The sequence below is a fragment of the Nocardioides astragali genome (assembly GCF_024436375.1).
In the GTDB taxonomy this organism is placed as follows: Bacteria; Actinomycetota; Actinomycetes; order Propionibacteriales; family Nocardioidaceae; genus Nocardioides; species Nocardioides astragali.
This window is the reverse complement of the sequence record NZ_JAFMZM010000007.1, coordinates 157,295-178,644: the sequence shown is the minus strand read 5'-3', so window position 1 is coordinate 178,644 and position 21,350 is coordinate 157,295. Positions and strand designations below refer to the sequence as shown.

24 protein-coding genes and 1 tRNA gene are annotated in these 21,350 nt (G+C 70.4%); 6 read left to right on the top strand and 19 right to left on the bottom strand.

Annotation, left to right across the window (positions count from 1 at the left end):
* The 4 genes from J3P44_RS22640 to J3P44_RS22625 form a co-directional block, all read right to left on the bottom strand.
* Window positions 1-351 carry a hypothetical protein gene (locus J3P44_RS22640; protein ID WP_255892766.1) on the bottom strand — a complete coding sequence of 117 codons (351 nt, stop codon included), beginning with the start codon at window positions 349-351 and terminating at the stop codon, window positions 1-3.
* 199 nt (window positions 352-550) lie between these two features.
* Window positions 551-1,528: a zinc-binding dehydrogenase gene (locus J3P44_RS22635; RefSeq protein ID WP_255892765.1), complete on the bottom strand. Its 978-nt coding sequence runs from the start codon at window positions 1,526-1,528 to the stop codon at window positions 551-553.
* Between the two features lie 95 nt (window positions 1,529-1,623).
* Window positions 1,624-2,211 carry a rhomboid family intramembrane serine protease gene (locus J3P44_RS22630; protein ID WP_255892764.1) on the bottom strand — a complete coding sequence of 196 codons (588 nt, stop codon included), beginning with the start codon at window positions 2,209-2,211 and terminating at the stop codon, window positions 1,624-1,626.
* Window positions 2,212-2,411: 200 nt separating this feature from the next.
* Window positions 2,412-3,110 carry a GAF and ANTAR domain-containing protein gene (locus J3P44_RS22625; protein ID WP_255892763.1) on the bottom strand — a complete coding sequence of 233 codons (699 nt, stop codon included), beginning with the start codon at window positions 3,108-3,110 and terminating at the stop codon, window positions 2,412-2,414.
* Window positions 3,111-3,213: 103 nt separating this feature from the next.
* Here J3P44_RS22625 and J3P44_RS22620 point away from each other — a divergent pair, with 103 nt between their 5' ends.
* From J3P44_RS22620 to J3P44_RS22610, 3 genes are all read left to right on the top strand, one after another.
* Window positions 3,214-4,137, top strand: a complete 924-nt coding sequence (locus J3P44_RS22620; RefSeq protein WP_255892762.1) for an ATP-grasp fold amidoligase family protein — start codon at window positions 3,214-3,216, stop codon at window positions 4,135-4,137.
* Window positions 4,138-4,330: 193 nt separating this feature from the next.
* Complete coding sequence (locus J3P44_RS22615; protein ID WP_255892761.1) at window positions 4,331-6,184, top strand: DUF294 nucleotidyltransferase-like domain-containing protein; 1,854 nt, start codon at window positions 4,331-4,333, stop codon at window positions 6,182-6,184.
* 107 nt (window positions 6,185-6,291) lie between these two features.
* Entirely contained in the window at window positions 6,292-6,882 is a 591-nt protein-coding gene (locus J3P44_RS22610) for a 3'-5' exonuclease (RefSeq protein WP_255892760.1), read from the top strand.
* Between the two features lie 39 nt (window positions 6,883-6,921).
* Here J3P44_RS22610 and J3P44_RS22605 read toward each other — a convergent pair whose 3' ends face one another.
* Together J3P44_RS22605 and J3P44_RS22600 are read right to left on the bottom strand one after the other, a co-directional pair.
* Window positions 6,922-7,335, bottom strand: coding sequence for a riboflavin kinase (locus J3P44_RS22605; RefSeq protein ID WP_255892759.1), 414 nt, complete (start codon window positions 7,333-7,335; stop codon window positions 6,922-6,924).
* The gene (locus J3P44_RS22600) at window positions 7,325-7,867 is read right to left on the bottom strand and encodes a flavin reductase family protein (RefSeq protein ID WP_255892758.1); all 543 of its coding nucleotides are present in this window, start codon (window positions 7,865-7,867) and stop codon (window positions 7,325-7,327) included. The genes J3P44_RS22605 and J3P44_RS22600 overlap by 11 nt, the downstream gene beginning before the upstream one ends.
* 96 nt (window positions 7,868-7,963) lie before the next feature.
* On the opposite strand from J3P44_RS22600, the gene J3P44_RS22595 reads away from it, so the two are divergent.
* A complete protein-coding gene (locus tag J3P44_RS22595) occupies window positions 7,964-8,590 on the top strand; it encodes a PadR family transcriptional regulator (protein ID WP_255892757.1) in 627 nt (208 codons plus the stop codon).
* Here J3P44_RS22595 and J3P44_RS22590 read toward each other — a convergent pair.
* From J3P44_RS22590 to J3P44_RS22555, 8 genes are all read right to left on the bottom strand, one after another.
* The gene (locus J3P44_RS22590) at window positions 8,587-9,465 is read right to left on the bottom strand and encodes a ribokinase (RefSeq protein ID WP_255892756.1); all 879 of its coding nucleotides are present in this window, start codon (window positions 9,463-9,465) and stop codon (window positions 8,587-8,589) included. The two genes, J3P44_RS22595 and J3P44_RS22590, sit on opposite strands and share 4 nt — an antisense overlap.
* Complete coding sequence (locus tag J3P44_RS22585; protein WP_255892755.1) at window positions 9,462-10,838, bottom strand: NtaA/DmoA family FMN-dependent monooxygenase; 1,377 nt, start codon at window positions 10,836-10,838, stop codon at window positions 9,462-9,464. Before J3P44_RS22585 ends, J3P44_RS22590 begins: the two co-directional genes overlap by 4 nt.
* Before the next feature lie 33 nt (window positions 10,839-10,871).
* Window positions 10,872-11,732: an ABC transporter permease gene (locus tag J3P44_RS22580; protein WP_255892754.1), complete on the bottom strand. Its 861-nt coding sequence runs from the start codon at window positions 11,730-11,732 to the stop codon at window positions 10,872-10,874.
* Window positions 11,725-12,534: an ABC transporter ATP-binding protein gene (locus J3P44_RS22575; protein WP_255892753.1), complete on the bottom strand. Its 810-nt coding sequence runs from the start codon at window positions 12,532-12,534 to the stop codon at window positions 11,725-11,727. Before J3P44_RS22575 ends, J3P44_RS22580 begins: the two co-directional genes overlap by 8 nt.
* 7 nt (window positions 12,535-12,541) lie before the next feature.
* Window positions 12,542-13,591, bottom strand: a complete 1,050-nt coding sequence (locus tag J3P44_RS22570; protein ID WP_255892752.1) for an ABC transporter substrate-binding protein — start codon at window positions 13,589-13,591, stop codon at window positions 12,542-12,544.
* 221 nt (window positions 13,592-13,812) lie between these two features.
* Entirely contained in the window at window positions 13,813-14,049 is a 237-nt protein-coding gene (locus J3P44_RS22565) for a substrate-binding domain-containing protein (protein WP_255892918.1), read from the bottom strand.
* Between the two features lie 94 nt (window positions 14,050-14,143).
* A complete protein-coding gene (locus J3P44_RS22560; RefSeq protein ID WP_255892751.1) occupies window positions 14,144-15,127 on the bottom strand; it encodes a hypothetical protein in 984 nt (327 codons plus the stop codon).
* A gap of 275 nt (window positions 15,128-15,402) precedes the next feature.
* Window positions 15,403-16,077, bottom strand: coding sequence for a hypothetical protein (locus J3P44_RS22555; RefSeq protein ID WP_255892750.1), 675 nt, complete (start codon window positions 16,075-16,077; stop codon window positions 15,403-15,405).
* A gap of 389 nt (window positions 16,078-16,466) precedes the next feature.
* On the opposite strand from J3P44_RS22555, the gene J3P44_RS22550 reads away from it, so the two are divergent.
* Window positions 16,467-16,760, top strand: a complete 294-nt coding sequence (locus tag J3P44_RS22550; protein WP_255892749.1) for a GlsB/YeaQ/YmgE family stress response membrane protein — start codon at window positions 16,467-16,469, stop codon at window positions 16,758-16,760.
* A 161-nt stretch (window positions 16,761-16,921) separates the two neighbouring features.
* Here J3P44_RS22550 and J3P44_RS22545 read toward each other — a convergent pair.
* A tRNA-Thr gene (locus J3P44_RS22545) sits at window positions 16,922-16,994 on the bottom strand.
* A gap of 128 nt (window positions 16,995-17,122) precedes the next feature.
* Between J3P44_RS22545 and J3P44_RS22540 the strand changes: the two genes are divergently transcribed.
* Window positions 17,123-17,563, top strand: a complete 441-nt coding sequence (locus J3P44_RS22540; RefSeq protein ID WP_255892748.1) for an OsmC family peroxiredoxin — start codon at window positions 17,123-17,125, stop codon at window positions 17,561-17,563.
* Between the two features lie 4 nt (window positions 17,564-17,567).
* Here J3P44_RS22540 and J3P44_RS22535 read toward each other — a convergent pair whose 3' ends face one another.
* From J3P44_RS22535 to J3P44_RS22520, 4 genes are all read right to left on the bottom strand, one after another.
* The gene (locus tag J3P44_RS22535) at window positions 17,568-19,130 is read right to left on the bottom strand and encodes an alpha/beta hydrolase (protein ID WP_255892747.1); all 1,563 of its coding nucleotides are present in this window, start codon (window positions 19,128-19,130) and stop codon (window positions 17,568-17,570) included.
* Window positions 19,127-20,302 carry a DNA polymerase III subunit delta' gene (locus J3P44_RS22530; protein ID WP_255892746.1) on the bottom strand — a complete coding sequence of 392 codons (1,176 nt, stop codon included), beginning with the start codon at window positions 20,300-20,302 and terminating at the stop codon, window positions 19,127-19,129. The genes J3P44_RS22535 and J3P44_RS22530 overlap by 4 nt, the downstream gene beginning before the upstream one ends.
* Window positions 20,299-20,937: a dTMP kinase gene (gene tmk, locus J3P44_RS22525; protein WP_255892745.1), complete on the bottom strand. Its 639-nt coding sequence runs from the start codon at window positions 20,935-20,937 to the stop codon at window positions 20,299-20,301. Before tmk ends, J3P44_RS22530 begins: the two co-directional genes overlap by 4 nt.
* A gap of 61 nt (window positions 20,938-20,998) precedes the next feature.
* Window positions 20,999-21,157: a hypothetical protein gene (locus J3P44_RS22520; RefSeq protein WP_255892744.1), complete on the bottom strand. Its 159-nt coding sequence runs from the start codon at window positions 21,155-21,157 to the stop codon at window positions 20,999-21,001.
* Window positions 21,158-21,350: the final 193 nt, after the last annotated feature.

The following is a 21,350-nucleotide window of genomic DNA, read 5'->3' as shown; positions in this document are numbered from 1 at the left end:
TCAGCGGTGGGCGCAGACGAGCTCGGTCCTGAGCGAGTCCTCCGAGGTGAGCTCCACACCCGGGCCGCAGACCAGGTCGAGCGGATCGGCCGCCCGCTCCACGGACGCGACGGCCTCGTCGAAAGCGGGTACGACGTCCGCGCAGGCGTGCTCGAGGCCGACCCGGGTCAACCCGGAGGTGGCGACGTCGCCGCTGAGCGCGAGCTCGACGGTCCACGAGCTGGCATCGGTGCGCAGACAGTCCACCGCCGCGCTCTGCTGGATGGTCGCGAAGTCGAAGGTGTCGGTCCCGAGCTCGGCCTCGACGGCCTTCCGCCACGCCACGACGGCCTCGTCCTCCTCCTGGGACACGTGCTGCGCTGCGTTGGGGGCTGCGTCGTCCGGCCCGGAACAGGCGGTGAGGGCGGGAGCGAGCAGGACCAGGAGGAGGGCGGGGAGGAGGGCCTAGCGGAGGGGGAGGGCGCGCATGGCGTGAAGGCTAGAAGTGGCGCGCCGCCCTCGTCCGGCGTTCGTTACCGATCAGTACGTGACGCTGGACTCACTCGCCGGGTCAGGGCCGGAACATGATCTTCCCGGGGCGACCCGGGGTCTGCGACGCAGCGACGGCCTCTGCCGGCCGGCCCAGGTCGTACGTCCCGCCGGAGGTGAGCGCCAGGGAGCCGTCGAGGACGAGGCCGATGAGCTCGCCGAAGAGCCGGCTCCGGTCCTCCGCCGATGTGGTCCGGCTGACCTTCGCGCCCCAGAAGCCCTTGACGGTGAGCTGCTTGAAGATGACGGGCCCGCTGCTGATCACGAGCGGTTGGTTGCTGGCCGCGCCGAAGGTGACCAGCAGGCCGTCCTCGCCGAGGAGCTCCGCGAGTCCGTCGACGACGTGACCGCCGACCGAGTCGACGGCGGCGCGGGCGCCACCCTCGCCGACCAGGGCCCGAGCCTGCTCCACCCAGTCAGCGGACTCGGTGGCGATGACGTTGTCGATGCCGAGCTCGGCCAGCTCGGCGACGGCGGCCTCACGGCGTACGAGGTTGACGAGGTTGATCCCCCGCGACTTCGCGAGGACCGCGACGATCTTGCCGACGGCGCCGTTGGACGCGGTCTGCACGACCCAGTCACCCGGGCCGACGCCGAGGAACTCGACGAGGGTGATGGCGCTGAACGGCATCGAGATCAGCTGGGCGGCGGCCTCGTTCGACATGGCCGCCGGCACCGGGATGACGGCGCCTGCGGGAGCGACGAAGTGCTCCGCCCACGTGCCGGGCGACCCGGCCACGGCGACCCGCTGACCGACCAGGTCGGGCTCGACACCGTCCCCGACGGCCTCGACCACGCCCACTGCCTCGGTGCCCCCGACCGCCGGGAGCGCGGGCTTGACGCCGTACGCGCCCCGGACGGTGACGAGGTCGTGGTTGTGGATGGGTGACAGGACCATCCGCACCAGCAGCTGACCGGGGCCCGCGCTCGGCGTGGGGACCTCTCGCTCCGTGAGGACCTGCTCGGGAGCTCCGAAGGTGTCGTGGGCGACGCTGCGCATGTGAATCTCCTCGTATGTCTGAACGGTGTGGCCCCTGAGGAACGGCCCGCCGAAGGACAGGATTCCTCCGGGACGGCGAGACCTTCGTCTCCTGCTCAGCGCAGGGCGTCGTACCGGTCGCGTGGCCTGCTCAGGACCCTGGCTGCGACCGCACCGCCGACGGCGCCGAACAGGTGCCCCTGCCACGACACACCGTGCTGCCCGGGCAGCACGCCGAGCAGCGCGCCGCTGTAGAGCAGGAAGACCGCGACCCCGATGAGGATCTCGGTCGGGCGCCGATTGAGGAACCCCCGGACGACCAGGAAGACGATCCACCCGAAGATGAGGACCGAGGCACCGGCGTGGTTGCTGCCGGGCTGGGCGAACAGCCACACGCCCAGTCCGCCGACGACCCAGATGATCGCGGTCGCGAGGAGGCCGCGTGCGATGCCGGTGGCGAGGGTCAGGAAGCCGAGCACCAGGACGGGCACTGTGTTGCCGACCAGATGGTCGAACCCGAAGTGCAGCATCGGGGCCACGGCCACGCCGACGAGTCCGTCGTCCGACCGGGGCTGCACGCCGTACGCGTCCAGCGGGTGGCCGGACGCGGCATCGACGATCTCGAGCAGCCACAGGACCACGACGAACCCGCCCGTCAGGACGGCGGCCTGCTGCCAGGCGGGACGGCGCTGCATGGTCGGCATGCCCCTTATCGTGACAGCCGGGTGTTTGCACCGCATACGACCGGGTACAGGGTGAGCACGGCCTTCGCGACCGCGAATTGCGCGGGCTGAGGTCGTCCGGTCAAGCAGCCGGCTGGTCGTGCCGGCATTGGCCTCGGTTGCCCTCGCGAAGGGTGGCCGGGGCTCGTGCGTGAGACCGGAGCGCGTACGTCGCCGCAGCGTCAGGCCTCGCGGCGCGCGACGCCGGCGGCCCGGTGCTCCACGATCTCCTCCGCGAGCTTGCGGAGCTTGACGTTGCCCTGGCTCGACATCCGCGTCAGCACGCTGAGAGCCCGCACGGAGTCGAGGTCGTAGCGCTCCATCAGGATCCCGGTCGCCTGGCCGATGACCGTCCGGCTGGTGAGTCCCTTCGACAGGTGGTCGACCTCCTGCGAGGCCGAGACCGCGATCGAGATGTGGGCGGCGACCGCGAACCCCTCGTCGACCGCGGAGTCGTCGAACCCGTCACGCGTTCTCGAGTAGAGGTTGAGTGCGCCGAGCCGCTCCTGGTGGGTGAAGAGCTGGAAGGACATGATGCTCTGGGCCTTGGTCGCCTCGACGACCCTCGGCCCCCACAGCGGCCACCGCTCGTCGTGCTCCAGGCTCGGGCTGAGCACCACCTGCTCGTGCCACACGGCGTCGAGGCAGGGCCCCTGCCCCAGCTCGTACTGCAGCTGGTCAGCGACCCGGGCCATGTCGTCCGTGGCGGCGACCGTCTCCAGGATGCGCTTGCGCGCCACGAAGGAGAGGCCGGCAGCGTCGCAGCCCTCCACGGACGTCAGCGCCACCTCGACCGCACTCTGGAAGGTGGCCTGAGCATCCCCGTGGTCGTCCTGCAGGTCTCGAGCGGCCTGCGCCATCCGCTCCGACAACGAGTTCATGGCCACGACCTTTTCACACGACGGGCAATGGGTCCTCCCCCGAAGGTGGCATGGCTCTGCCTCCGGCGCCCTGGGCCCGACCCCCGTCAGGCAGGATGCAGGCGTGGTCGCACTCGTGAGCGGAAGGCGGGCCCCGGCGCGGTCGCTCGCCTGGCGCCAGCGCAGTCGGCTCGTGCGCTGGTGGCGACTGTGGCGGACCCGCCGGCCACGCACCTTCAACGAGAAGGTCCGCTACAAGATGCTGCGCGACCATCGCCCGCTGATGGTGACCTTCGCGGACAAGGTCGCCGTACGCGACCACGTCGCCGCGCTCGCCGGCCCGGACGTGCTGCCGAAGCTCCTCCACGTGATCGACGACCCGAGGGACCTGGCACGTGCCGCCCTGCCACCGGCGTACGTGCTCAAGCCCACGCACGGCAGCGGCGTCGCCGTCGTCGTCTCCGCCGAGGCGCCCGCCACGTCGCGGCTGCCCGACCCCGCGAGCTCATGGGGCTACCACCACGTACGACCCGAGCACGCGCCGGTCGAGCACCTCGTGGCCCTCGGCGAGTCGTGGCTCTCCCAGCTCTACGGCCAGGGGCCCAACCGGGAATGGGCCTACGGGCACGTGCCGCGACGCCTGGTCGTCGAGGAGCTCCTGACCGGCGTCGAGGGCGGGATCCCCGACGACTACAAGTTCTTCGTGTTCCACGGCACCTGTCGCTACGTCCAGGTCGACCGGGGACGCTTCGACGGCCGGACACAGGACTTCTTCGACCGGGACTGGGCCCACCTGCCGCTCAGCGGAGGCAATCCCTGGGCCGCACCGCCGATCCCCCGGCCGTCGCGGCTGGACGAGCTGGTCGAGCTGGCCGAACGCCTCGCCCAGGACACCGACTTCGTCCGGGTGGACCTCTACGACCTCCCCGGCCGCATCGTCTTCGGAGAGCTGTCAAGCTTTCCCGCCGGTGGCGACAGCCCGTTCGAACCCGAATCCTTCAACCTGGAGTTCGGGAGCCACTGGACTCCCCCGCGCCGCTATCGCTGAACGGCGACGAGCGGACGCGCGCACGCGTCACCCCGGCAGCTGAACCCTCCGGAGGGCTGCCTTTCTGCCGCCCCCGTCGAGGAGATCGGGCGCGCCGCGGAGGCGACCAGGCAGGGGTGCGCGACACCCTCGCCCTCCTCACGAACAGCTCCTGACACACCCCTGGGCGCCGAGTCGGTGCCACCATGGCGTCATGGAGGCCGAGCTCGCCGAGGTCCGGGACTTCCTGGCCCGGCACGCACCGTTCGACAGGCTGCCGGGCGAGGTGCTCGCAGCGCTGCCGCGCAGGTGCACGCTGCGCTACGAGCGACGCGGCAGTGTGGTGCTCGACGTGGGAGACCACGGCGACGGCCTGTACGTCGTGAGATCCGGCGCCGTGGAGGTCCGGGACGAGACCGGCGAGCTGGTCGACCGGGTCGGCACCGGGGAGGCCTTCGGGATGAGCTCGCTGCTGGAGCACCGCCCGACCCGCTACCGGTGCACCGCGGTCGAGGACACCCTGCTCCTGGTCCTCGAGCCGGAGGCGTTCGACGAGCTGTCGAGGACCCATCCGGACTTCGCGACGTTCTACGCCGCCACCCACCACGCGCGCCTCGCCCGGGCGATCGGCAACCTGCAGCGCGCCACGTCCGGCAGCACCGTGCTGGGCACGCGGGTCGGTGACCTGCTCACCCGCGGGCCGGTCACCACCTCGCTCACTGCCACTGTGGCGGACGCCGCGGCCGCCATGTCCAGCGCGGGCGTCTCCAGCATCCTCGTCGTGGCGGACGGCGAGCTCCGGGGCATCGTGACCGACCGCGACCTGCGCAACCGGGTGCTCGCCGTGGGCCTCTCCCCCGACAGCGAGGTGCAGTCGGTCATGACGGCGGAGCCGGTCACCCTTTCCATCGACGCCCTGGCGTTCGAGGCGCTCCTGGAGATGGTGAGCCGCGACATCCACCACCTCCCGGTCCTCGACGACTCCGGCCGGCCGGTCGGCCTGGTGAGCACCACGGACCTGGTCCGCCTGGAGAACGCGAACCCCGTCTACCTCGCCGCGACCATCGGCGCCCAGACGACGCTGGCGGGGGTGATCGCGGAGGCGCCGGGCATCCATGCCGTGCTGGGCCAGCTCGTCGAGCGTGACGTGAGTGCCGCGGACATCTCGCGCGTGGCGACCGCCCTGGGCGACGCCGTACGCCGACGGGTCGTCGCGTTGGTGGAGGACGAGCTGGGTCCGCCACCCGTGCCGTACAGCTGGGTGGTGCTGGGCTCCGCGGCGCGCGAGGAGGAGGGGTTCACCGCCGACCAGGACCACGCGATCGTGCTGGCCACGGAGACCGACGAGGCGGGCGACGCGTGGTTCGCGGAGCTGGCCGAACGGGTCACCTCGACGCTCGAGCAGTGCGGGTGGCCGCGCTGCCCGGGCGGGATGATGGCCACCAACCCCCAGTGGCGGCTGTCCGTCGGGCAGTGGCGTGACCGGTTCGCGGACTGGTCACGCGAACCCGATCCCGACGCGGTGCTGCACTCCGCGGTCTTCCACGACATGCGCCACCTCGTGGGCGACCGACGGCTGGCCGAGCAGGTCCACCAGTCCTCGGTCGCGATGGCCTCACCCCGCCTGCTCGGCCACCTGTCGCGACAGGCCCTCGCCACGCGACCGCCCCTGGGGTTCTTCCGGGGACTGGTGCTGGAGCGGCACGGCGAGCACCGCGACACCCTCGACATCAAGCGTCCGATCTCCGGGGTCGTCCAGCTCGCGCGGATCCACGCCCTGCGGGCCGGGTCCCCGGCGCTGTCGACGCGGCGACGCCTGAACGCCGCGGCCACGGCCGGGCTCCTGGACCCGGACACGGCAGCCGAGCTGAGCGACGCCCTGGAGCTGATGTCCTACGTCAGGCTGCACCACCAGGCGGCGCAGGTCCGCGCCGGCCGGCAGCCCGACAACAACGTCGCGCCCGCCAACCTCACCCAGCGGCAGCGCCGCCACCTCAGGGACGCCTTCGAGATCGTGCGGACCGCGAAGCAGCACCTCGCCGACCGACTGCTTCCGGGGTTCCAGTGAGAGGGCTCCTGCCCTTCCTCCGACACCGTCGACGCGCGCCCGGGCACTATCCGGCGGGACCACTGCGGGAGCTCGCTGCCGCGCCACCTCCGGGGGACGCGACCCCGGTGGTGGACGTCGAGCTCCTCGCCCTCGATGTGGAGACGACGGGGCTGGACCCGCGGACCGACCACCTCCTGTCGCTGGGATGGGTGCCGGTGGTCGGTGGCCGGGTGGTGCTCGCCCAGGCCCGCGAGCTCCGGCTGCGCCCTCCCGGCGACGTGGACGTCGGCCCGTCGGCCACCTTCCACCGGCTCACCGACGACCAGCTCTCCGATGCCGCTCCCCTGGCCGACGCGCTCCCGCTCCTGCTCCGCGCCCTGCACGGGCGCGTCCTGCTGGCCCACCACGCTCCGATCGAGGTGGAGTTCCTCGCCGCGGCCACGGTGTCGGCGTACGGCTCCCGCCCACCGCTCACGACCGTCGACACCATGGCCCTGCAGCATCGGCTCCTGACCGACGTGCACGGACAGGTCGCCGGGTCACTGCGCCTCGACGCAGCGCGACGGGCCTACGGGCTGCCCCGCTACACCGCCCACCACGCGCTCACCGACGCCATGGCCGCCGCTGAGCTGCTGCTCGCCCAGGTCGCCGAGCTGGAGCTCAAGCTCGGCCGCGAGGTCGTGCTGCGCGACCTGTCCCCCCAGCGGTCGGGGTAGGGGCCCACACCTCGGCGCGGTGCAGGACTGCGGCGGACGTCAGTCGACATCCGGCGGTCGCGAACGAGCCAGCACCGTGCGTGAGCGCTGCACGTCGGCTGCCGTCTGCCTGATGAGCTCGGCCAGGGTGGGGAACTTCAGCATCGGGCGCAGGTGCATGGCGAGGTGGACCTCGACGATGCAGCCGTAGAGGCGTTCGTCGACATCGTGGATGTACGCCTCGACCTGCTTGCCGTCCACGTCGTCGAACGTGGGGTTGTCGCCGACGCTGACCGTCGCTCCGAGGAAGCCGGTGTCGGGCGGGCGACGGATCCAGCAGGAGTAGACCCCGTCAGGCGGCATCGCCGTGGCGTCGAAGAGCTCGATGTTGGCGGTCGGGAACCCCAGGGTGCGACCGCGGCCATGTCCGGTCACGACGACGCCGGTGAACATGGCAGCCAGCTCAGTGGACACCGTGGATGACGTGGAACCGGCTCTGGTGGAACACGAGGGGATCGACGTCGGGGAATGACTGCGCACCGAGCACTTCCATGACCACGATCTCGTGGTCGCCGCCATCGAAGACCGAGCGAGCCTCACACTCGAGCCAGAGGGCCGCGCCGCTGATCAGCACCGATCCGCCGTCACGCGCCTGCCACTCGGCCCCCGCGAACCGGTCAGCGACGCGCGACGACAGTTGCCGGCAGAGTGCCTCCTGGTCGACGGAGAGCACGCTGATCCCGAGCCGCCTCCCGGAGAGGAGCGGCCAGGTGGTGGAGGTCCGGGCCACGCTGATCGCGACCAACGGCGGCTCGAGGGAGATCGACGTGAACGAGTTGACCGCCATGCCGACCGGGTCGTCCCCGATCCGGGCGCAGACGGCGATGACCCCGGTGGGGTAGGCCGCGAGGGCGCGGCGAAGCTCGGTGGGCGTGGGCGTGGTCGTGGTCGTGGTCGTGGTCGTGGGCGTGGTCGTGGGCGTGGTGTCCCGGAGGTTCACGGTCATGCGCATTCCACTTCCTGCCGTCTCGATTAGTCAAAGTTGTCTATATGGGATGCTATGCCCGTTTGATCATTCAAACAAGTCCCATATGCTGCGGTCATGTCCTCCCCCACGCGGCTGGTCGTCCTCGGCGCCGTGCACCAGTTCCAGCCCGTCCACGGCTACTTCCTGCGCCGAGAGCTCCTGACCTGGCGCGTCGACGAGTGGGCCAACATCCAGCCGGGTTCGATCTACAACGCGCTGCGCTCGCTCGAGAAGGACGGGTACGTCGCCGTGAGCGGCACCGAGCAGAACGGCAAGCGACCCGAGCGAACCACCTACGAGGTCACCCCGACCGGCGAGGTGGCCCTGCTCCGGATGCTGCGGGAGACCCTGTGGAAGGTCGACCCGTTCGACACGCAGGCCGCGATGGTGCTCTCGTCGTTCATGTTCATCCTCAGCCGAGAGGAGGTCATCGCCGGCCTCCAGCACCGGATCACCGAGATCGACGCCGTCGTCGTCACCAACCGCTACCACATCGAGGACACGGCGCAGTCGTCCACGACACCCAAGTACGTGCGCGAGATCTTCGAGCTGTCCACGGCACGTCTCTCCGCAGAGCAGACATGGGCCCGCGAGCTCGTCGAGCGGCTGCAGGGGGGCGCCTACTTCTTCAGCGGCGAGTCGGGCGGCACCCCGGCCGTTGCCGCGCCGCCCGACGAGCCGTCTGCTGAGTCGGCCGGCTAGCTTTCCCGGGCCAACAGGCCCGCGATGGCCTCGGTAGTCAGCCGGCCCGTCTGGGCGCCGACGCTGCCTACGGTGATGGCCCCGGCGGCGGCGGCCTGCCTGATCGCCGCTGGCAGGTCCGCCCCACCCGCGACCGCAGCGGCGAGCGCGCCACAGAACGCGTCGCCCGCACCAGTGCTGTCCACGGCCGCCACGGTGACAGCGTCGAACGACTCCGGTCCGTGGCCGCCACGGTGCAGCTCGCAGCCGCGAGCACCCAGAGTGACCACGACAGATCCGGCCCCGAGCTGCAGGCACCGCGCCGCCCCACCCAGGGTCGCGACCTCGGACTCGTTGACGACGAGAATGTCCACCTGGCCCAGCAGCCCGTCCGCGTCGGGAGCGGCCGGCGCCGCATTGAGGATCGTCGTCGCGCCGCCGCGCCGGCCGGCCTCCAGCGCGGACCGAGCGACCACCGCCGGCACTTCGAGCTGCACCAGGACCACACGTGCACCCTCGACGGCCGCCCCGGCCGCGTGTGCCGACAGGCCAGCATTGGCCCCCGGGAGGACGACGATGCTGTTCTCCGACCCGGGGAGGACGAAGACGTGGGCGGTGCCCGTCCGGTGTCCGGTCAGTGCGGCCACATGCGTCGTGTCCACGCCAGCCCGCTCTGCGATCCCCACCAGGAACATCCCCTCGGCGTCGTCACCGACCGCTCCACAGAATCGAGTGCCCGCGCCACACCGACGCGCAGCGATCGCCTGGTTGAGACCTTTGCCTCCGGCGAACCTGCCGACCGTCTCTCCCAGCACGGTCTCGCCCGGTGCCGGGAGCCGCTCGACCCTCGCCATCAGGTCCACGTTGATGCTGCCCACGACGCAGACCTCGCTCATGGCGTGCCGCTTCGTACGAGCTGCCCGGTTGCCGCTCGGTGAGCGGCTCCGGGATGCTCGTCAGGGAGGGTCGCGGATGCGTCGCCGAGCAGCCGTTGCCGCAGCGTCGGTGCGTCGTAGTCACTCGGCGTGACCCCGCGGGCCCGCAGGATCGGCAGCACGTGCTCGACGAAGTCCGTGGTCGAACCGGGCTGTACCACGGGAGACAGCAGGAACCCGTCGAGGTCCGCCCCCTCCGCCAGCTCGCAGATGCGGTCAGCGATCTCGTCCGGGGTGCCGACGACGGGCTTCGCCCCGACGCCGTGCGCATGCCAGTCCTTGAGGACGTCGCCGACGGTGAGACCCGCGAAGCGGGCCACCTGCGTCTGGGACATCTCGGTGTGCAGGTCGGTCATCGCCGTGTCGGGTGCGTAGGAGGACAGGTCCAGGCCCGTGAACCACGCGTACGACGCCACCGCGACCTCCGGGCTCTGCGAGTCGAGGACGCGCTGGTACTTGCGCTCCGCGTCCTCCCGGGTCTTGCCGAGCACGCAGGCGAAGGCGGACATCACCTTCACCGCTTGGGGTGAACGGCCGGCGGCGAGTGCCTCCGCCCGGATGGCACGCGTGTGTGCAGCAAGCTGGTCGACCGGTCCGCCGCCGACGAACATGCACTCTCCGTGGCGGCCGCCGAAGCTCCGACCGGCCGGCGAGGAGCCCGCCTGGAACAGCACCGGCGTGCCCTGCGGCGAGTAGGCAGTGTTGCCGTATCCGTGGGACCGGAAGTAGGGCCCGTCGTGCGCGATCCGGTGGACCTTCGCCGGGTCCGCGAAGACCCCGGCCTTGTCCTTCTGCAGAGCGTCGGGCTCCCAGGCGCCCTCCCACAGCTTGTAGACGACCTGCATGAAGTCGTCCGCCATGTCGTACCGCTCGTCGTGCGCGACCATCGGCACCCCGAAACCCGCCACGGCCGTCTCGGCCGTGCCGGTGGTGACGATGTTCCAGCCGATCCGGCCCCCGGACAGCTGGTCGAGGCTCGCCATCCGGCGGGCGAACGAGTAGGGCTGCTCCAGAAGTGTGGATCCGGTCAGGACCAGCCCGAGGTGCTCGGTGTGGGGGAGCATCGCCGCCGCGACGACTGCGGGGTCGAGCCGGGGCAGGTCCAGCCCCTCCACCGAGCAGACGTCGGGGCGATGACCGTTGACGTCGGCCCAGCCCCAGGCGTCGGCGAGGAAGAGGAAGTCGAGACGCGCCTCCTCGCAGATCGCTGCGAGCTCGCGCCAGTAGCCCAACGTGTCGAACTCGACCCGACGGTTGTCGGGATGCCGCCACGTGGCCGTGCCGGAGTCGTTCGCCTGTGCGTTCTCGAAGAGTCCGAAGCGCAGTTGTCTCACGTTCTTGCCTTTCAGAGAGGTCTTGTCGCGGGTTCAGCGCGCGACGACGTCGGCGGCGCTCCACCACAGGACGCGCTTGCGCACCAGGGCGAGCAGACACACCAGGAGGATGCCCATCGCGCAGAGCAGGAAGATGCTGGCCCACGTCACCGGCAGGTTGGCCTGGGCGGCCGAGGTGGTGACGAGCGAGCCCAGCCCGGCCTGTTGTCCCGCCGCCACGAACTCCGCGACCGCCGCGCCCACCACCGCCATCGGGAGCGCGATGCGGAGGCCTGCGAACACGTAGGGCATGGATCCCGGGAACCGGAGGTGGCGGAAGGTCTCCCACCTGCTTGCGTGCAGGGTGCGGAAGACGTCGAGCGCCTTGACATCGACGTCACGCAGCCCGGCCAGCGAGTTCACCAGCATCGGGAAGAACACGACGAGTCCTGTGACGATGTACTTCGGCAACATGCCGAACCCGAACGCGACCACGAGCGCGGGCGCGATCGCGACGATCGGCGTCACCATGACGACCACCACGAGAGGCATGACGACCCGCTCGATGATCCTGAACTCCGACATGACGACCGCGAGCAGGAATCCGGCGGCGATGCCGCTCGTGGCTCCGATCGCCACCTCGTTGAGGGTGACCTGGAAGTTGGTCCAGTACATCTCGGGGGCACCGGCCAGGCTGGCCCAGATCTCCTCGAGCGTCGGGATGACGAACGGGTTGGCGGTCGCGACCAGCTGCCAGATCGTGGCAGTGACCCCGAACGCGACGACCGTCGGCAGCCATGCCCGCCACGACATCCAGCTCGGGAGCCGCGGTCGGGACCCGTCCCCTTGCGGCCGGCGTGCGGCAGGAGCCGGGGCAGCGCGCGAGGCGGTTCTGACCATCACGTTCTCAGACATGGGCTTTCTCCATCACTCCGTGCAGCGCGGCACGGACATCACGTTCGAGGTCACGGAACTCGGCCGTGTCGTACGTCTCCGCGGTGCGCGGCCTCGGGAGCCCGACGTCGATCACCTCCGCGATGCGCCCGGGATGGGCGGCCATCACGATGATGCGGTCCGAGAGCATGATCGCCTCCGGCACGGAGTGGGTGACGAACAGCACGGCCTTCCGGTTGGAGTTCCAGAACTCGAGCAGTCCCAGGCGTTGCTGGTCGCGATTCATCTCGTCCAGCGCCGAGAAGGGCTCGTCCATCACCAGGATGCTCGGATCGAACACGAACGCCCTGGCGATGGCCGCGCGCTGCTGCATGCCACCGGAGAGCTGGCCGGGATACTTGTGGATCGCTGCGCCGAGGCCGAACGAGGCGAGCAGCTCCTCCGGATCACGCACGGCTCGCCCTGCGTTCGCCTTGCGATTGACCGTCAGGGGCAGGCGTACGTTGTCGAGCACCGTGCGCCACGGCAGCAGGGCCGGGGACTGCGGCACTAGCCCGATGAGCTTCCCGTCCGCGGCCGACCGCACGCTCGTGCCGTCGATCGTCACCGATCCCTCGTCGGCCTCCACCAGCCCGGCGATCACCTTCAGCAGGGTGGACTTGCCGCAGCCGCTGGGTCCGATCACCGAGACGAACTCACCCATGCCGATGCTCAGGCTCACGCCGTCGAGCACCGTGACCCGGGAGCCATTGGCCCCGAACGACTTCGAGACGTTGTCGACCCGGACTCCAGGACGACCGTCGTGCACCGTCTGTGTGGTCATCACGGCCTCATCCCGCCGGCCAGATGAGGTTGCCGCTCTTGTCGTAGAGGTCGGCGACCAGCTCGGTGTCCACCATCTCGGCGAGCGGAGGCGGGTCGTCCAGGTTGCCGTACTGCTGCACCAGCTCGTACTCGCCCTGCCACGCGTCCATGTTGATGACACCAGGAGTTCCGCTCTCGCTCTCGCGCACCCATTCGGACTCCACGCCCCAGGTTCTGGCCTGCTGGTCCTTCGGGAACGCCGCCCCCTGGTTGTTGCGCTCGGCGAGGTCACTGAGGACGCCCACGCACTCGTCCTCGTTGTCGAGGCAGTAGTCGAGGGCCTTGAGGTCTGCCCGCATGAAGTCCGCGGCGACGTCGCGGTGGTCGGCGAGGAACTCGGCGTTCGCCTCCATCACGTTGTAGGTGCCGCCCAACCCGAAGTCCTCAGGCAGGAACTCGGTGAAGGGCAGGCCGAGCGAGCGCAGCTTCTCGGGCTGGTTCGACGCGTAGCCGACGATCGCATCGACCTGGCCACGCGTCACGACCGTCGGGTCGTAGTTCGTCATCTTGACGAGGTCGACCTGGGAGACGTCCACACCCGCTGCGTCGAGCATGGCCGAGGCGACCGGTGTCAGGTTGATGAAGTAGCCGAGGGTCCCACCCTCCAGGTCCTTGAGGTCGGTGATCTTCTCGTTGGCGAAGATGGAGAACGGCGAGACGTCACCGTAGGTGGCGACCGCGGTGAGGTTGCTGCTGTTCGCCGCCGCCAGCATCACGTCGGACGCCGAGCCCAGCGCGGTGAACTGGGCCTGCCCGGAGGCCACGAGCTGCTGTCCGTTGGCGCCTGACGCATTGATCTCGACATCGAGGCAGAGCTCGTCGAAGTAGCCGAGCTCCTCGGCCAGGAACACGTCGATCTGAGCGGCGCTCGCCGAGTACCCGTATCCCGAGATGTAGGTGATCTTCCCTGCCTCGCGGTTGCGGGCGCACGCGGCGTCGTCGACGAGAACGTCGACGTCCCGCGAGCTGTCGCTGGCGCCCGCTCCGGCAGTGGCGCATCCGCTCAGACCTGACATCACGGTGATCGCAGTGATCGTGCCGACGAGGGCGTTCCGTGTGCCTCTACAAACATCCTTCATGAGTGTTTCACCTCGGGACCAGGGGGTTGGGGTTGGGTGAAGTTAGCATAGTCAAACTTGATTGAACAAGAGGTGAGCGGCAGTTTCCCGGGTGGCTCCACGGGTCGTCGAGGCAGGCCGTGCCGGCCAGCTCGACAGGCTCCGCCCCGTGGCACTCGTCAGCCGTCGAGGCCGGAACTCCCCCGGGGCTCCCCGCCGACCGCGCGCCGCTTCTGCGTACGGGTCAGCTGCTGACCGGGCCGGCCGAGGCGCGCTCGACGTAGGTGGTGGAGAGGCGAGACCGCCTCGGCCCAGTCGGCATCGTCGAAGCCGATGAGCGACACCGCGTCGGGACAGCGGGTGCCGAGGTCGGCGAAGGCATGCAGCACCCCCAAGGACACCAGGCTGTCAGCCAGCGCGCACCCAGAGCTCCTCCCCCGCGCGACATCGACGTCCTCCCTCGGCCGCGTTGCCCGACGTCAGCTGCTGGCGCTCCATCTCCGGATCGCCTCATCCCTCACCTCCGAGCAGCTTCACGATCGACGGGTCGGTCGCGCCGGTGGGAAACCGGACCATCGCTCCGGTGGATGCCTCGATGACCTCGCAGCTGCCGTCGGGCACGGCGCAGGTGAGCAGGGAGGAGGAGTCGTCGGACGTGATCGCGACGCCGACCGCGGTCGTCGCGTCGGCCCACCAGTCGAGCGTCCACTGCGGCGCATCGACGTCGAGGGCCACCGGCTCGCCGTGGTCGCCGACGATCTCGGCGCGCACGCCGTCGGTGTTGCGGAGCGTCCAGGCGCCGTCGGGGCTGTCGGTCGATCCCGGCGGGGGGAGCTCGGTCCCGTGGGCGTCCTGGATGTCGCCAGTGGCGACGTCGACGGCGAAGGTACCGTCCACCCCCTCGACGTACGCCGTCTCGTCGGTCATCGCGGCGATCGCGACCGGGACCTCCTCGTAGAGGTCGGCCAGGTCGTGGCCGAGGTCGCCGAGCCCGTCGGAGCTGCGCACCACTTCGCGTCCCTCCCGCAGGTCGAGCACCACGACCTGCGCCAGGTGCGTGCCGAAGTCGTCCTCCTCGCCCGAGTCGACGTCGATCCCCGCAACGAAGCGTCCGTCCGGGGAGGAGCGCAATGTGTCCGCCCGCAACCGCAGGCCGGTGTCGACCGGCTCCTGGTCCGGCGCCGCGAACCGGATGTCGCCGCTCGCGGTGCTGCCGGTCTCCGCGGCCTCGTCGGTCTCGGCCGCCATGAAGAAGACCCCGTCGCCCGCGACGACGTACGACGACGGGGGCCCGCCGAGGTCGATCTCGGTGTCGTCCGCGAGGTGCACGACGCCGTCGGCCTCCCAGACGAGCCCACCGGTGGCCACCGGGTCGGTGCTCGTCAGCGAACCCATGTCGGAGCTCCCCTCGCTCGGCTGCGCCGGAGCCTGGTCGCCGCACCCGCCGAGCACCATCACGACCGCCGCCAGCGCGGCCCCCCGGTTCAGACGCATGGGGTCATCCTTCCCCAGTCGTCCGGGGTCAACGCGTGGTCGTGCCATCCACCTCGGAGGACCGGCCAGGCCATCGTCGAGGGGCAGGCAGACGCAGAAGACGCCCCAGGGTCTCGGGTCCCCCGCCCGCTACGGCATCCACCGCTCCTGGGGTCTACCGTCTCAAGGCCCGCCACGACGCCGAAGGCGACGTGGCCTTCGAGCTCCGTTCGCCAGGGCGAGCACACCGGTCGAGCCGGCGTTGGGCAAAGGGCGACTCGCTCCACGAAGCCGACTCACGCTCCGGCACAGGACTCCTGCTCGGCCTCCCCGAGCTGCTCGCGATAGGCGGCCAGCTCATCGACACCCTGTCTCCAGTACCTCCGCCACAGCTCAAGCGCGAGCTCGGGCGACAGCTTGCCGGCGCGGAGCAGGTCCATGTCGATCACGTGGTGGTGCCAGCTCCGGATCGACACCCGTGCGGCATCCAGCACCTCGTCCCTCGCCTCGATGCCGTCCTCACAGGCAGCAAGGGACTCGGTGTCCACGACGATGCCCTCGGGCATGACCGGGGTCGGGCATGAGGGGTCGCTGGCGACGTAACCGCCGTCGGCCTCGGTGAACGCCGTGACGTTGTCGGCAGCCTGGATCCGGGTCTGTTCCCAGAACGCCGTCGCTTCCGCGAAGGTGATCTCCCCGGCGACCAGCTGGTTCATCGCGTCGACATGCACCTGCCACTGCGCGAGGGAGGTCTCGGCAGCCTGCAGGGGCTGCTCCTGTGCTTCCCAGACCGTTCGGCATTCCTCGACCGCCGTGTCGATGGCGGCTTGTAGGGACTCCGTGTCGAGGGGGGCGGGTGGAGACGTGCTGGGATCGATCGCCACCGTCTCGCTGTCCGGCGCCTGGGGGGACCGCTCCTCCTCGAGGCTCAACCAGGAGAAGATCGTGGTCATCGTGAGCACAGCGACCACGACCGCGACGGTGCCGAGCCAAGGATGCGGCCTGAGTCTGGTGTGGCGCCGGTCCTGACGCACGTTTCCTCCCCAATGCTCCGCGATCCACGGTACGCCGCGTTCGGCGCGGCAATGCCGACTGCGGAATGTCTCCCCTGAAGGGGGTGACTCGGCGCCTGTAACTGCTCGGGCGCAAGGTCTGGACCCTTGCCTCGGTCGAGGACCGCAAGCCGCCGAGCGTTGGCACGGACCATCACCGACGTGTCACCGCTTTACCGACATGTGCGCGGTCCCCGGGCATTCCCCCGGCGTGAACCCACGTTGCGGACCGGGTATGCGCGATGCTTCGAAAGGGTACGAAACTGGAGGATCGCGACCGCGACCCGGGCTCCAAGGGAGGACTCAGCATGGAAATCCTCGGTGTCATCATTGCAGGCATCATCATTGGCCTGCTTGGAAAGTTTGTGGCTCCCGGAGACAAGGACAACATCCCGATATGGCTCACGATTGCGTGCGGAATCGGCGGAGTTCTTATCGGCTGGTTCGTCTACGACGCCTTCGGCGGCGACGTTACTTCAGGGGTTGACTGGGTGCGCTGGATCGTGGCGATCCTCGTCGCGGCAGTCTTGGTCGTCATCGCCTCGACGGTCACCGGCAGGAATACCTCCAGGTCCTCGAAGATCAAGTCCAAGCTCACCTGAGGAGCTCGGGAGCCGACAATCGGCGAGGGGCGTGGTCGCCCGCCGACATGAGCTCACCCTGGCCTCACCAGAGCCATCGGACTTGTGTGAACCTTGTGTTGAGTAGCCCGTCCGCCAGCACATAGAAGACGCCCCAGGGTCTCGGGTCCCCGGGGCGTCGGAGCCGCCTGTCGGAATCGAACCGACGACCTAGTCATTACGAGTGACTCGCTCTACCGACTGAGCTAAGGCGGCGTGGCCTGCCGAGCACTGCTCGATGACCGCGGGCGAGTATACGGAGCACGCTGGCTGGGACTGAAATCCGGGGTGGACGTCACCCGCTAGGTTCGGACGCGACCGCAGCACCCACCCCAGGAGGCACGATGCCCACTCGCACCGCACGCACGGCTTGGAACGGCGGGATCCAGGACGGATCCGGACAGGTCGAGCTCTCCAGCTCCGGCGTCGGCACGTTCGACGTCTCCTTCCCCAAGCGGGCGGCGGAGGAGGCCGACGGGACCACGAGCCCCGAGGAGCTGGTCGGGGCGGCGCACTCGTCGTGCTACGCGATGTCGCTCTCGGGCATCCTGGGCCGCGCGGGCACCCCGCCCCAGTCCCTGGACATCACGGCCGACGTGAGCGTGGGCCAGGACCCCGCCGGCGGTCTCAAGCTCACCGGGATCAAGCTCACTGTCCGGGCGGAGGTCGACGGCATCGACGACGCCGGGTTCAAGGAGGCCGCCGAGAAGGCCAAGGTCGGCTGCCCCATCAGCAAGGCCCTCACTGGCGTCGACATCACCCTCGACGCCGCGCTCGAGAGCTGAGCCCTCAGCACCGCGACGGGTCGTCGGGGACGACCTCCTCGATGAGGTAGTCCTCGACGATCGTGTCGATGCACGCGTTGCCCTGGTTGTAGGCGGTGTGCCCGTCGCCGTCGCGCTCGACCAGCACGCCCGACTCCAGCTGGGCGGCCAGCGCCTCGGCCCACTTCATCGGGGTGGCCGGATCGCGGGTGGTGCCGAGCACGAGGATCGGCGCAGCGCCCTCCCCGCGGATCTCGAGCGGCTTCTCGCTCGACTCCACTGCGACGCCCTGGCACGACGTCATCGCCCACGCGAAGATGCGCCCGAAGGTGGGCGACGCCTGCTCGAAGGCGGGGACCAGCGACGGGACCTCCTCGAAGGGGACCGAGCCCGGGTCGTCGAGGCAGTTGATCGCGTAGTTGGCCTCGATCGTGTTGTCCGCGTAGGACCCGTCGGGGTTGCGCTTGGCGTAGGCGTCGGCCAGCTGCATCAACGCCGAGCCCTGGCCGTCCAGCGCCGAAATCAGGGCGGCGCTCAGGAGGACCCAGTAGTCGCTGTCGTAGAGCGGGGTGACGATCCCGTAGTACGCGTTGCCGACAGTGAGCTCACGGTCATCCGCTGGCAGGGGCTCCTCCTCGATCGAGGCGAGCAACCCGGTGATAGTGCCGAGACCCTCCTCGACGCTGTCGCCGAGGAAGCAGTTGTCCGTCGAGTCGAGGCAGTTCTGCACGTAGGCGCGCAGGGCGGTCTCGAAGCCCTTCGCCTGGTCGATCGCCAGCGTCGTGGAGTCGAGGGAGACGTCGACGGCGCCGTCGAGGACGAAACGGCCGACCCGCTCGGGGAAGAGCTCGGCGTAGGTCGCACCGAGCTTGGTGCCGTAGGAGGCGCCGAGGTAGGTCAGGGTCTCCTCGCCGAGCGCGGACCGCAGCACGTCCATGTCACGGGCCGCCTCGATCGTGGTGACGTGCCCGACGACCGGCCCGGAGCCGGCCTCGCAGGAGGCGCCCAAGGACAGCACGGACTCCCGGTAGCCCGCCTCCTCGGCCGGTGTGTCGGGGGTCGGGTCGCTGGCCATGTGGGCGTCGACCTCGGAGTCGCTCAGGCAGTCGACCGGCGCTGAACGACCGGTGCCACGCGGGTCGAAGCCGACGATGTCGAAGCCCTGCAGGAGTGGCTCGCCGAACACTCGCCGGGCCGCGGCGGCGTACGTGGTCCCTGGCACGCCGGGGCCACCCGGGTTGACCACGAGTGATCCGACCCGCGAGCCGGTGGCCGGCACCCGCAGCAGCGCCAGCTCGAAGGTCTCACCCTGAGGGTCTGCGTAGTCGATCGGCACGGTGAGGAATCCGCAGTCGTGGTCGGAGTCACTTTCGCAGGGAGTCCAGTCGATGCGCTGGGAGTAGAGGTCGGCCAGAGCGGGCTCGGGCGCCTGGGTGACCGTGGCCGGGGGCGGCGTGGTCGGCGAGGGCGTCGGCGTCGGACGCGCGGTGGAGGTGTCGCTGGAGTCACCCTGCAGCGCGAGGCCGACCGCGAGGAACGCGGTCAGCGCCAGGGCGAACACCGCGACCAGCGCGAGGACCTTCTTCACTGACGACCTCCGGGTAGTCGCAGCGCGACCGTCATCGACTCGAGCGCCAGCTGCGGCGGCACGTTGAACTCCAGCATCTGCTCGCGGGCGGTGAAGATCGCGTCGATCATCCGGAGCAGGTCGTCGGGCGAGACCGCCCGCGAGACCGCGGCGACGTCGCCGCGGAGCTCCTCGTTGACGAGCATCCCGGGCGCACCGACGGCCATCGCGATCGCGTCGCGGTAGACCGAGACGAGGTCCATCAGGGCCCGGTCGATCACGTCGAGGACGCGCCGCTTGGCCTTCTGCTTCTGCAGCTTCTCCAGCTCGGACAGGGCGGCGCGGTAGGCGCGGGAGGTGACGTCCTTGCGCTCGGACCCGAAGACGGTCTGCAGCTCGGCGACCTCGGCCGCGTTGGCCTCGGCCGTGATCGCCTCGGTCTCCTCCTTGGCGAGCTCGGCGAGGTTGGTGGCCGCCGTCATGCAGGAGCCGAGCGACGTCAGGCGCGCGGGGATGCTGACCACCTCGCGCCGACGCGTACGGGTCTCCTCGTTGAGCGCCAGCGCGCGGGCGCGCCCGATGTGGCCCTGGCTGGCGCGGGCGGCGAAGCCGGCCACGGTCTCGGAGACTCCGTCGTGGCGCGTCAGGAAGGACGCGACGTCGGAGGTGCCGGGCGTGGCCAGGGTGAGCGTGCGGCAGCGGGAGCGGATCGTGGGGAGCACGTCGCGGACGGTCGGCGCGCACAGCAGCCACACCGTCTTGGGCGTCGGCTCCTCGATCGCCTTCAGCAGCGCGTTGCCGGTGCCGCGCGCGTGGTCGGGGTCGCCGAGCCGGTCGGCGTCCTCGATCACCATCACCTGCCAGCGCCCGTGCGACGGCGCCAGCGCCGATCGCTGCACGAGCTGCCGGATCTCCTTGATGTAGAGCGTGGACGTCTCCGACCGGGTCACGCTCACGTCAGGGTGGGAGCCGGCCAGCACCGTGCGGCAGTCCTGGCACTCACCGCAGCCGCCGCGCTGGCACTGCAGGGCCGCGGCGAACGCCATGGCGACGTTGGACCTGCCCGACCCGGGCGGGCCGGTGATCAGCCAGGCGTGGGTCATGCCATGACCGGCGGCCGCCTGCTGCAGCACCTCGATCGTGGACCGCTGGCCCACGAGGTCGGCCCACACGGAGGAGGTCGCGGTCGTCATCGCCCCTCCAACAGGGGTGCGAGCCGCTCCTGGATCGCCGTCGCGATCTCCTCGACGGCCGCCCGTGCGTCGAGCACGACGTAGTGGTCGGGGTCGGCCGCGGCGAGGTCGAGGAAGCCCTGGCGGACCCGCTGGTGGAACTCCAGCGACTGCCCCTCGATCCGGTCGCGCCCGGTGAAGCGATCGAGTCCCGCCTCCGGCGCGAGATCGAGCACGACCGTGAGGTGCGGCCGCAGGTCACCCGTGGCCCATCGGGCGACTGCCTCGACCTCGCCGACGTCGAGGGTGCGGCCTGCACCCTGGTAGGCCAGGGTCGAGTCGACGTAGCGGTCGGTGATGACCACCTCGCCCCTCTCGAGTGCCGGCAGGACGACGTGGTCGACGTGCTCGGCCTTGTCGGCCGCGTAGAGGAGCGCCTCGGTGCGGTCGGACAGCTCCCCGGTCGCCGGGTCGAGCACGATGCGGCGCAGCTCCTTGCCGACCTCGGTGTCGCCGGGCTCGAAGGTCAGGAGCACGGTGTGGCCGCGCTCGACCAGCCAGTCGCGCAGCAGCAGCGACTGGGTCGACTTGCCCGCCCCCTCGCCGCCCTCGAAGCACACGAAGAGCCCGTGCTCCGAGAAGACTCCTGCGCTCATGCGGGGTCCCCGCGGCGTTGTTCGGGGGAGCGCAGCGGAGGAGAAGAACGCCGTGGGGTGTTCACGGGCACACCCTACGGGCGGGCGCCCACAGTCGGCTCAGCCGGCGGTGCTGCACCTCGTCGACCTTGCCGCTGGCCACGTCGGCGAGGAGGTCGCCGTACGTCGCGGGCCGCATGCCGGTCGTGACCAACAGCGCCGCCGTGACGAGGACCATCATCCCCAGGAGCAGCCCCCTCAGCCGCCCTAGCGTCGGTCGAACCACTCGTCGTGCGTCGACCGCACCTACTGCGGCGTCGTCGTGACCGTCATGCCCCCACCCCTGTCAGTGGACGGAAGCGTAGCGGCGGATGTCGCGTGAGGGTTCAGCAAACGGCCCACACGTGCTGACGTCCGCGACTAGCGTTCGCCGC

Excerpts from the sequence above, each read along its gene's own strand:
- tmk (WP_255892745.1), bottom strand. The coding sequence starts at position 20,937 with ATGAGCGCAGGAGTCTTCTCGGAGCACGGGCTCTTCGTGTGCTTCGAG.
- J3P44_RS22595 (WP_255892757.1), top strand. The coding sequence starts at position 7,964 with ATGTCCTCCCCCACGCGGCTGGTCGTCCTCGGCGCCGTGCACCAGTTC.
- J3P44_RS22560 (WP_255892751.1), bottom strand. The coding sequence starts at position 15,127 with ATGCGTCTGAACCGGGGGGCCGCGCTGGCGGCGGTCGTGATGGTGCTC.
- J3P44_RS22625 (WP_255892763.1), bottom strand. The coding sequence starts at position 3,110 with ATGAACTCGTTGTCGGAGCGGATGGCGCAGGCCGCTCGAGACCTGCAG.
- J3P44_RS22540 (WP_255892748.1), top strand. The coding sequence starts at position 17,123 with ATGCCCACTCGCACCGCACGCACGGCTTGGAACGGCGGGATCCAGGAC.
- J3P44_RS22630 (WP_255892764.1), bottom strand. The coding sequence starts at position 2,211 with ATGCCGACCATGCAGCGCCGTCCCGCCTGGCAGCAGGCCGCCGTCCTG.
- J3P44_RS22550 (WP_255892749.1), top strand. The coding sequence starts at position 16,467 with ATGGAAATCCTCGGTGTCATCATTGCAGGCATCATCATTGGCCTGCTT.
- J3P44_RS22590 (WP_255892756.1), bottom strand. The coding sequence starts at position 9,465 with ATGAGCGAGGTCTGCGTCGTGGGCAGCATCAACGTGGACCTGATGGCG.
- J3P44_RS22530 (WP_255892746.1), bottom strand. The coding sequence starts at position 20,302 with ATGACGACCGCGACCTCCTCCGTGTGGGCCGACCTCGTGGGCCAGCGG.
- J3P44_RS22520 (WP_255892744.1), bottom strand. The coding sequence starts at position 21,157 with ATGATGGTCCTCGTCACGGCGGCGCTGTTGGTCACGACCGGCATGCGG.
- J3P44_RS22635 (WP_255892765.1), bottom strand. The coding sequence starts at position 1,528 with ATGCGCAGCGTCGCCCACGACACCTTCGGAGCTCCCGAGCAGGTCCTC.
- J3P44_RS22575 (WP_255892753.1), bottom strand. The coding sequence starts at position 12,534 with ATGACCACACAGACGGTGCACGACGGTCGTCCTGGAGTCCGGGTCGAC.
- J3P44_RS22570 (WP_255892752.1), bottom strand. The coding sequence starts at position 13,591 with ATGTCAGGTCTGAGCGGATGCGCCACTGCCGGAGCGGGCGCCAGCGAC.
- J3P44_RS22600 (WP_255892758.1), bottom strand. The coding sequence starts at position 7,867 with ATGACCGTGAACCTCCGGGACACCACGCCCACGACCACGCCCACGACC.
- J3P44_RS22580 (WP_255892754.1), bottom strand. The coding sequence starts at position 11,732 with ATGTCTGAGAACGTGATGGTCAGAACCGCCTCGCGCGCTGCCCCGGCT.
- J3P44_RS22615 (WP_255892761.1), top strand. The coding sequence starts at position 4,331 with ATGGAGGCCGAGCTCGCCGAGGTCCGGGACTTCCTGGCCCGGCACGCA.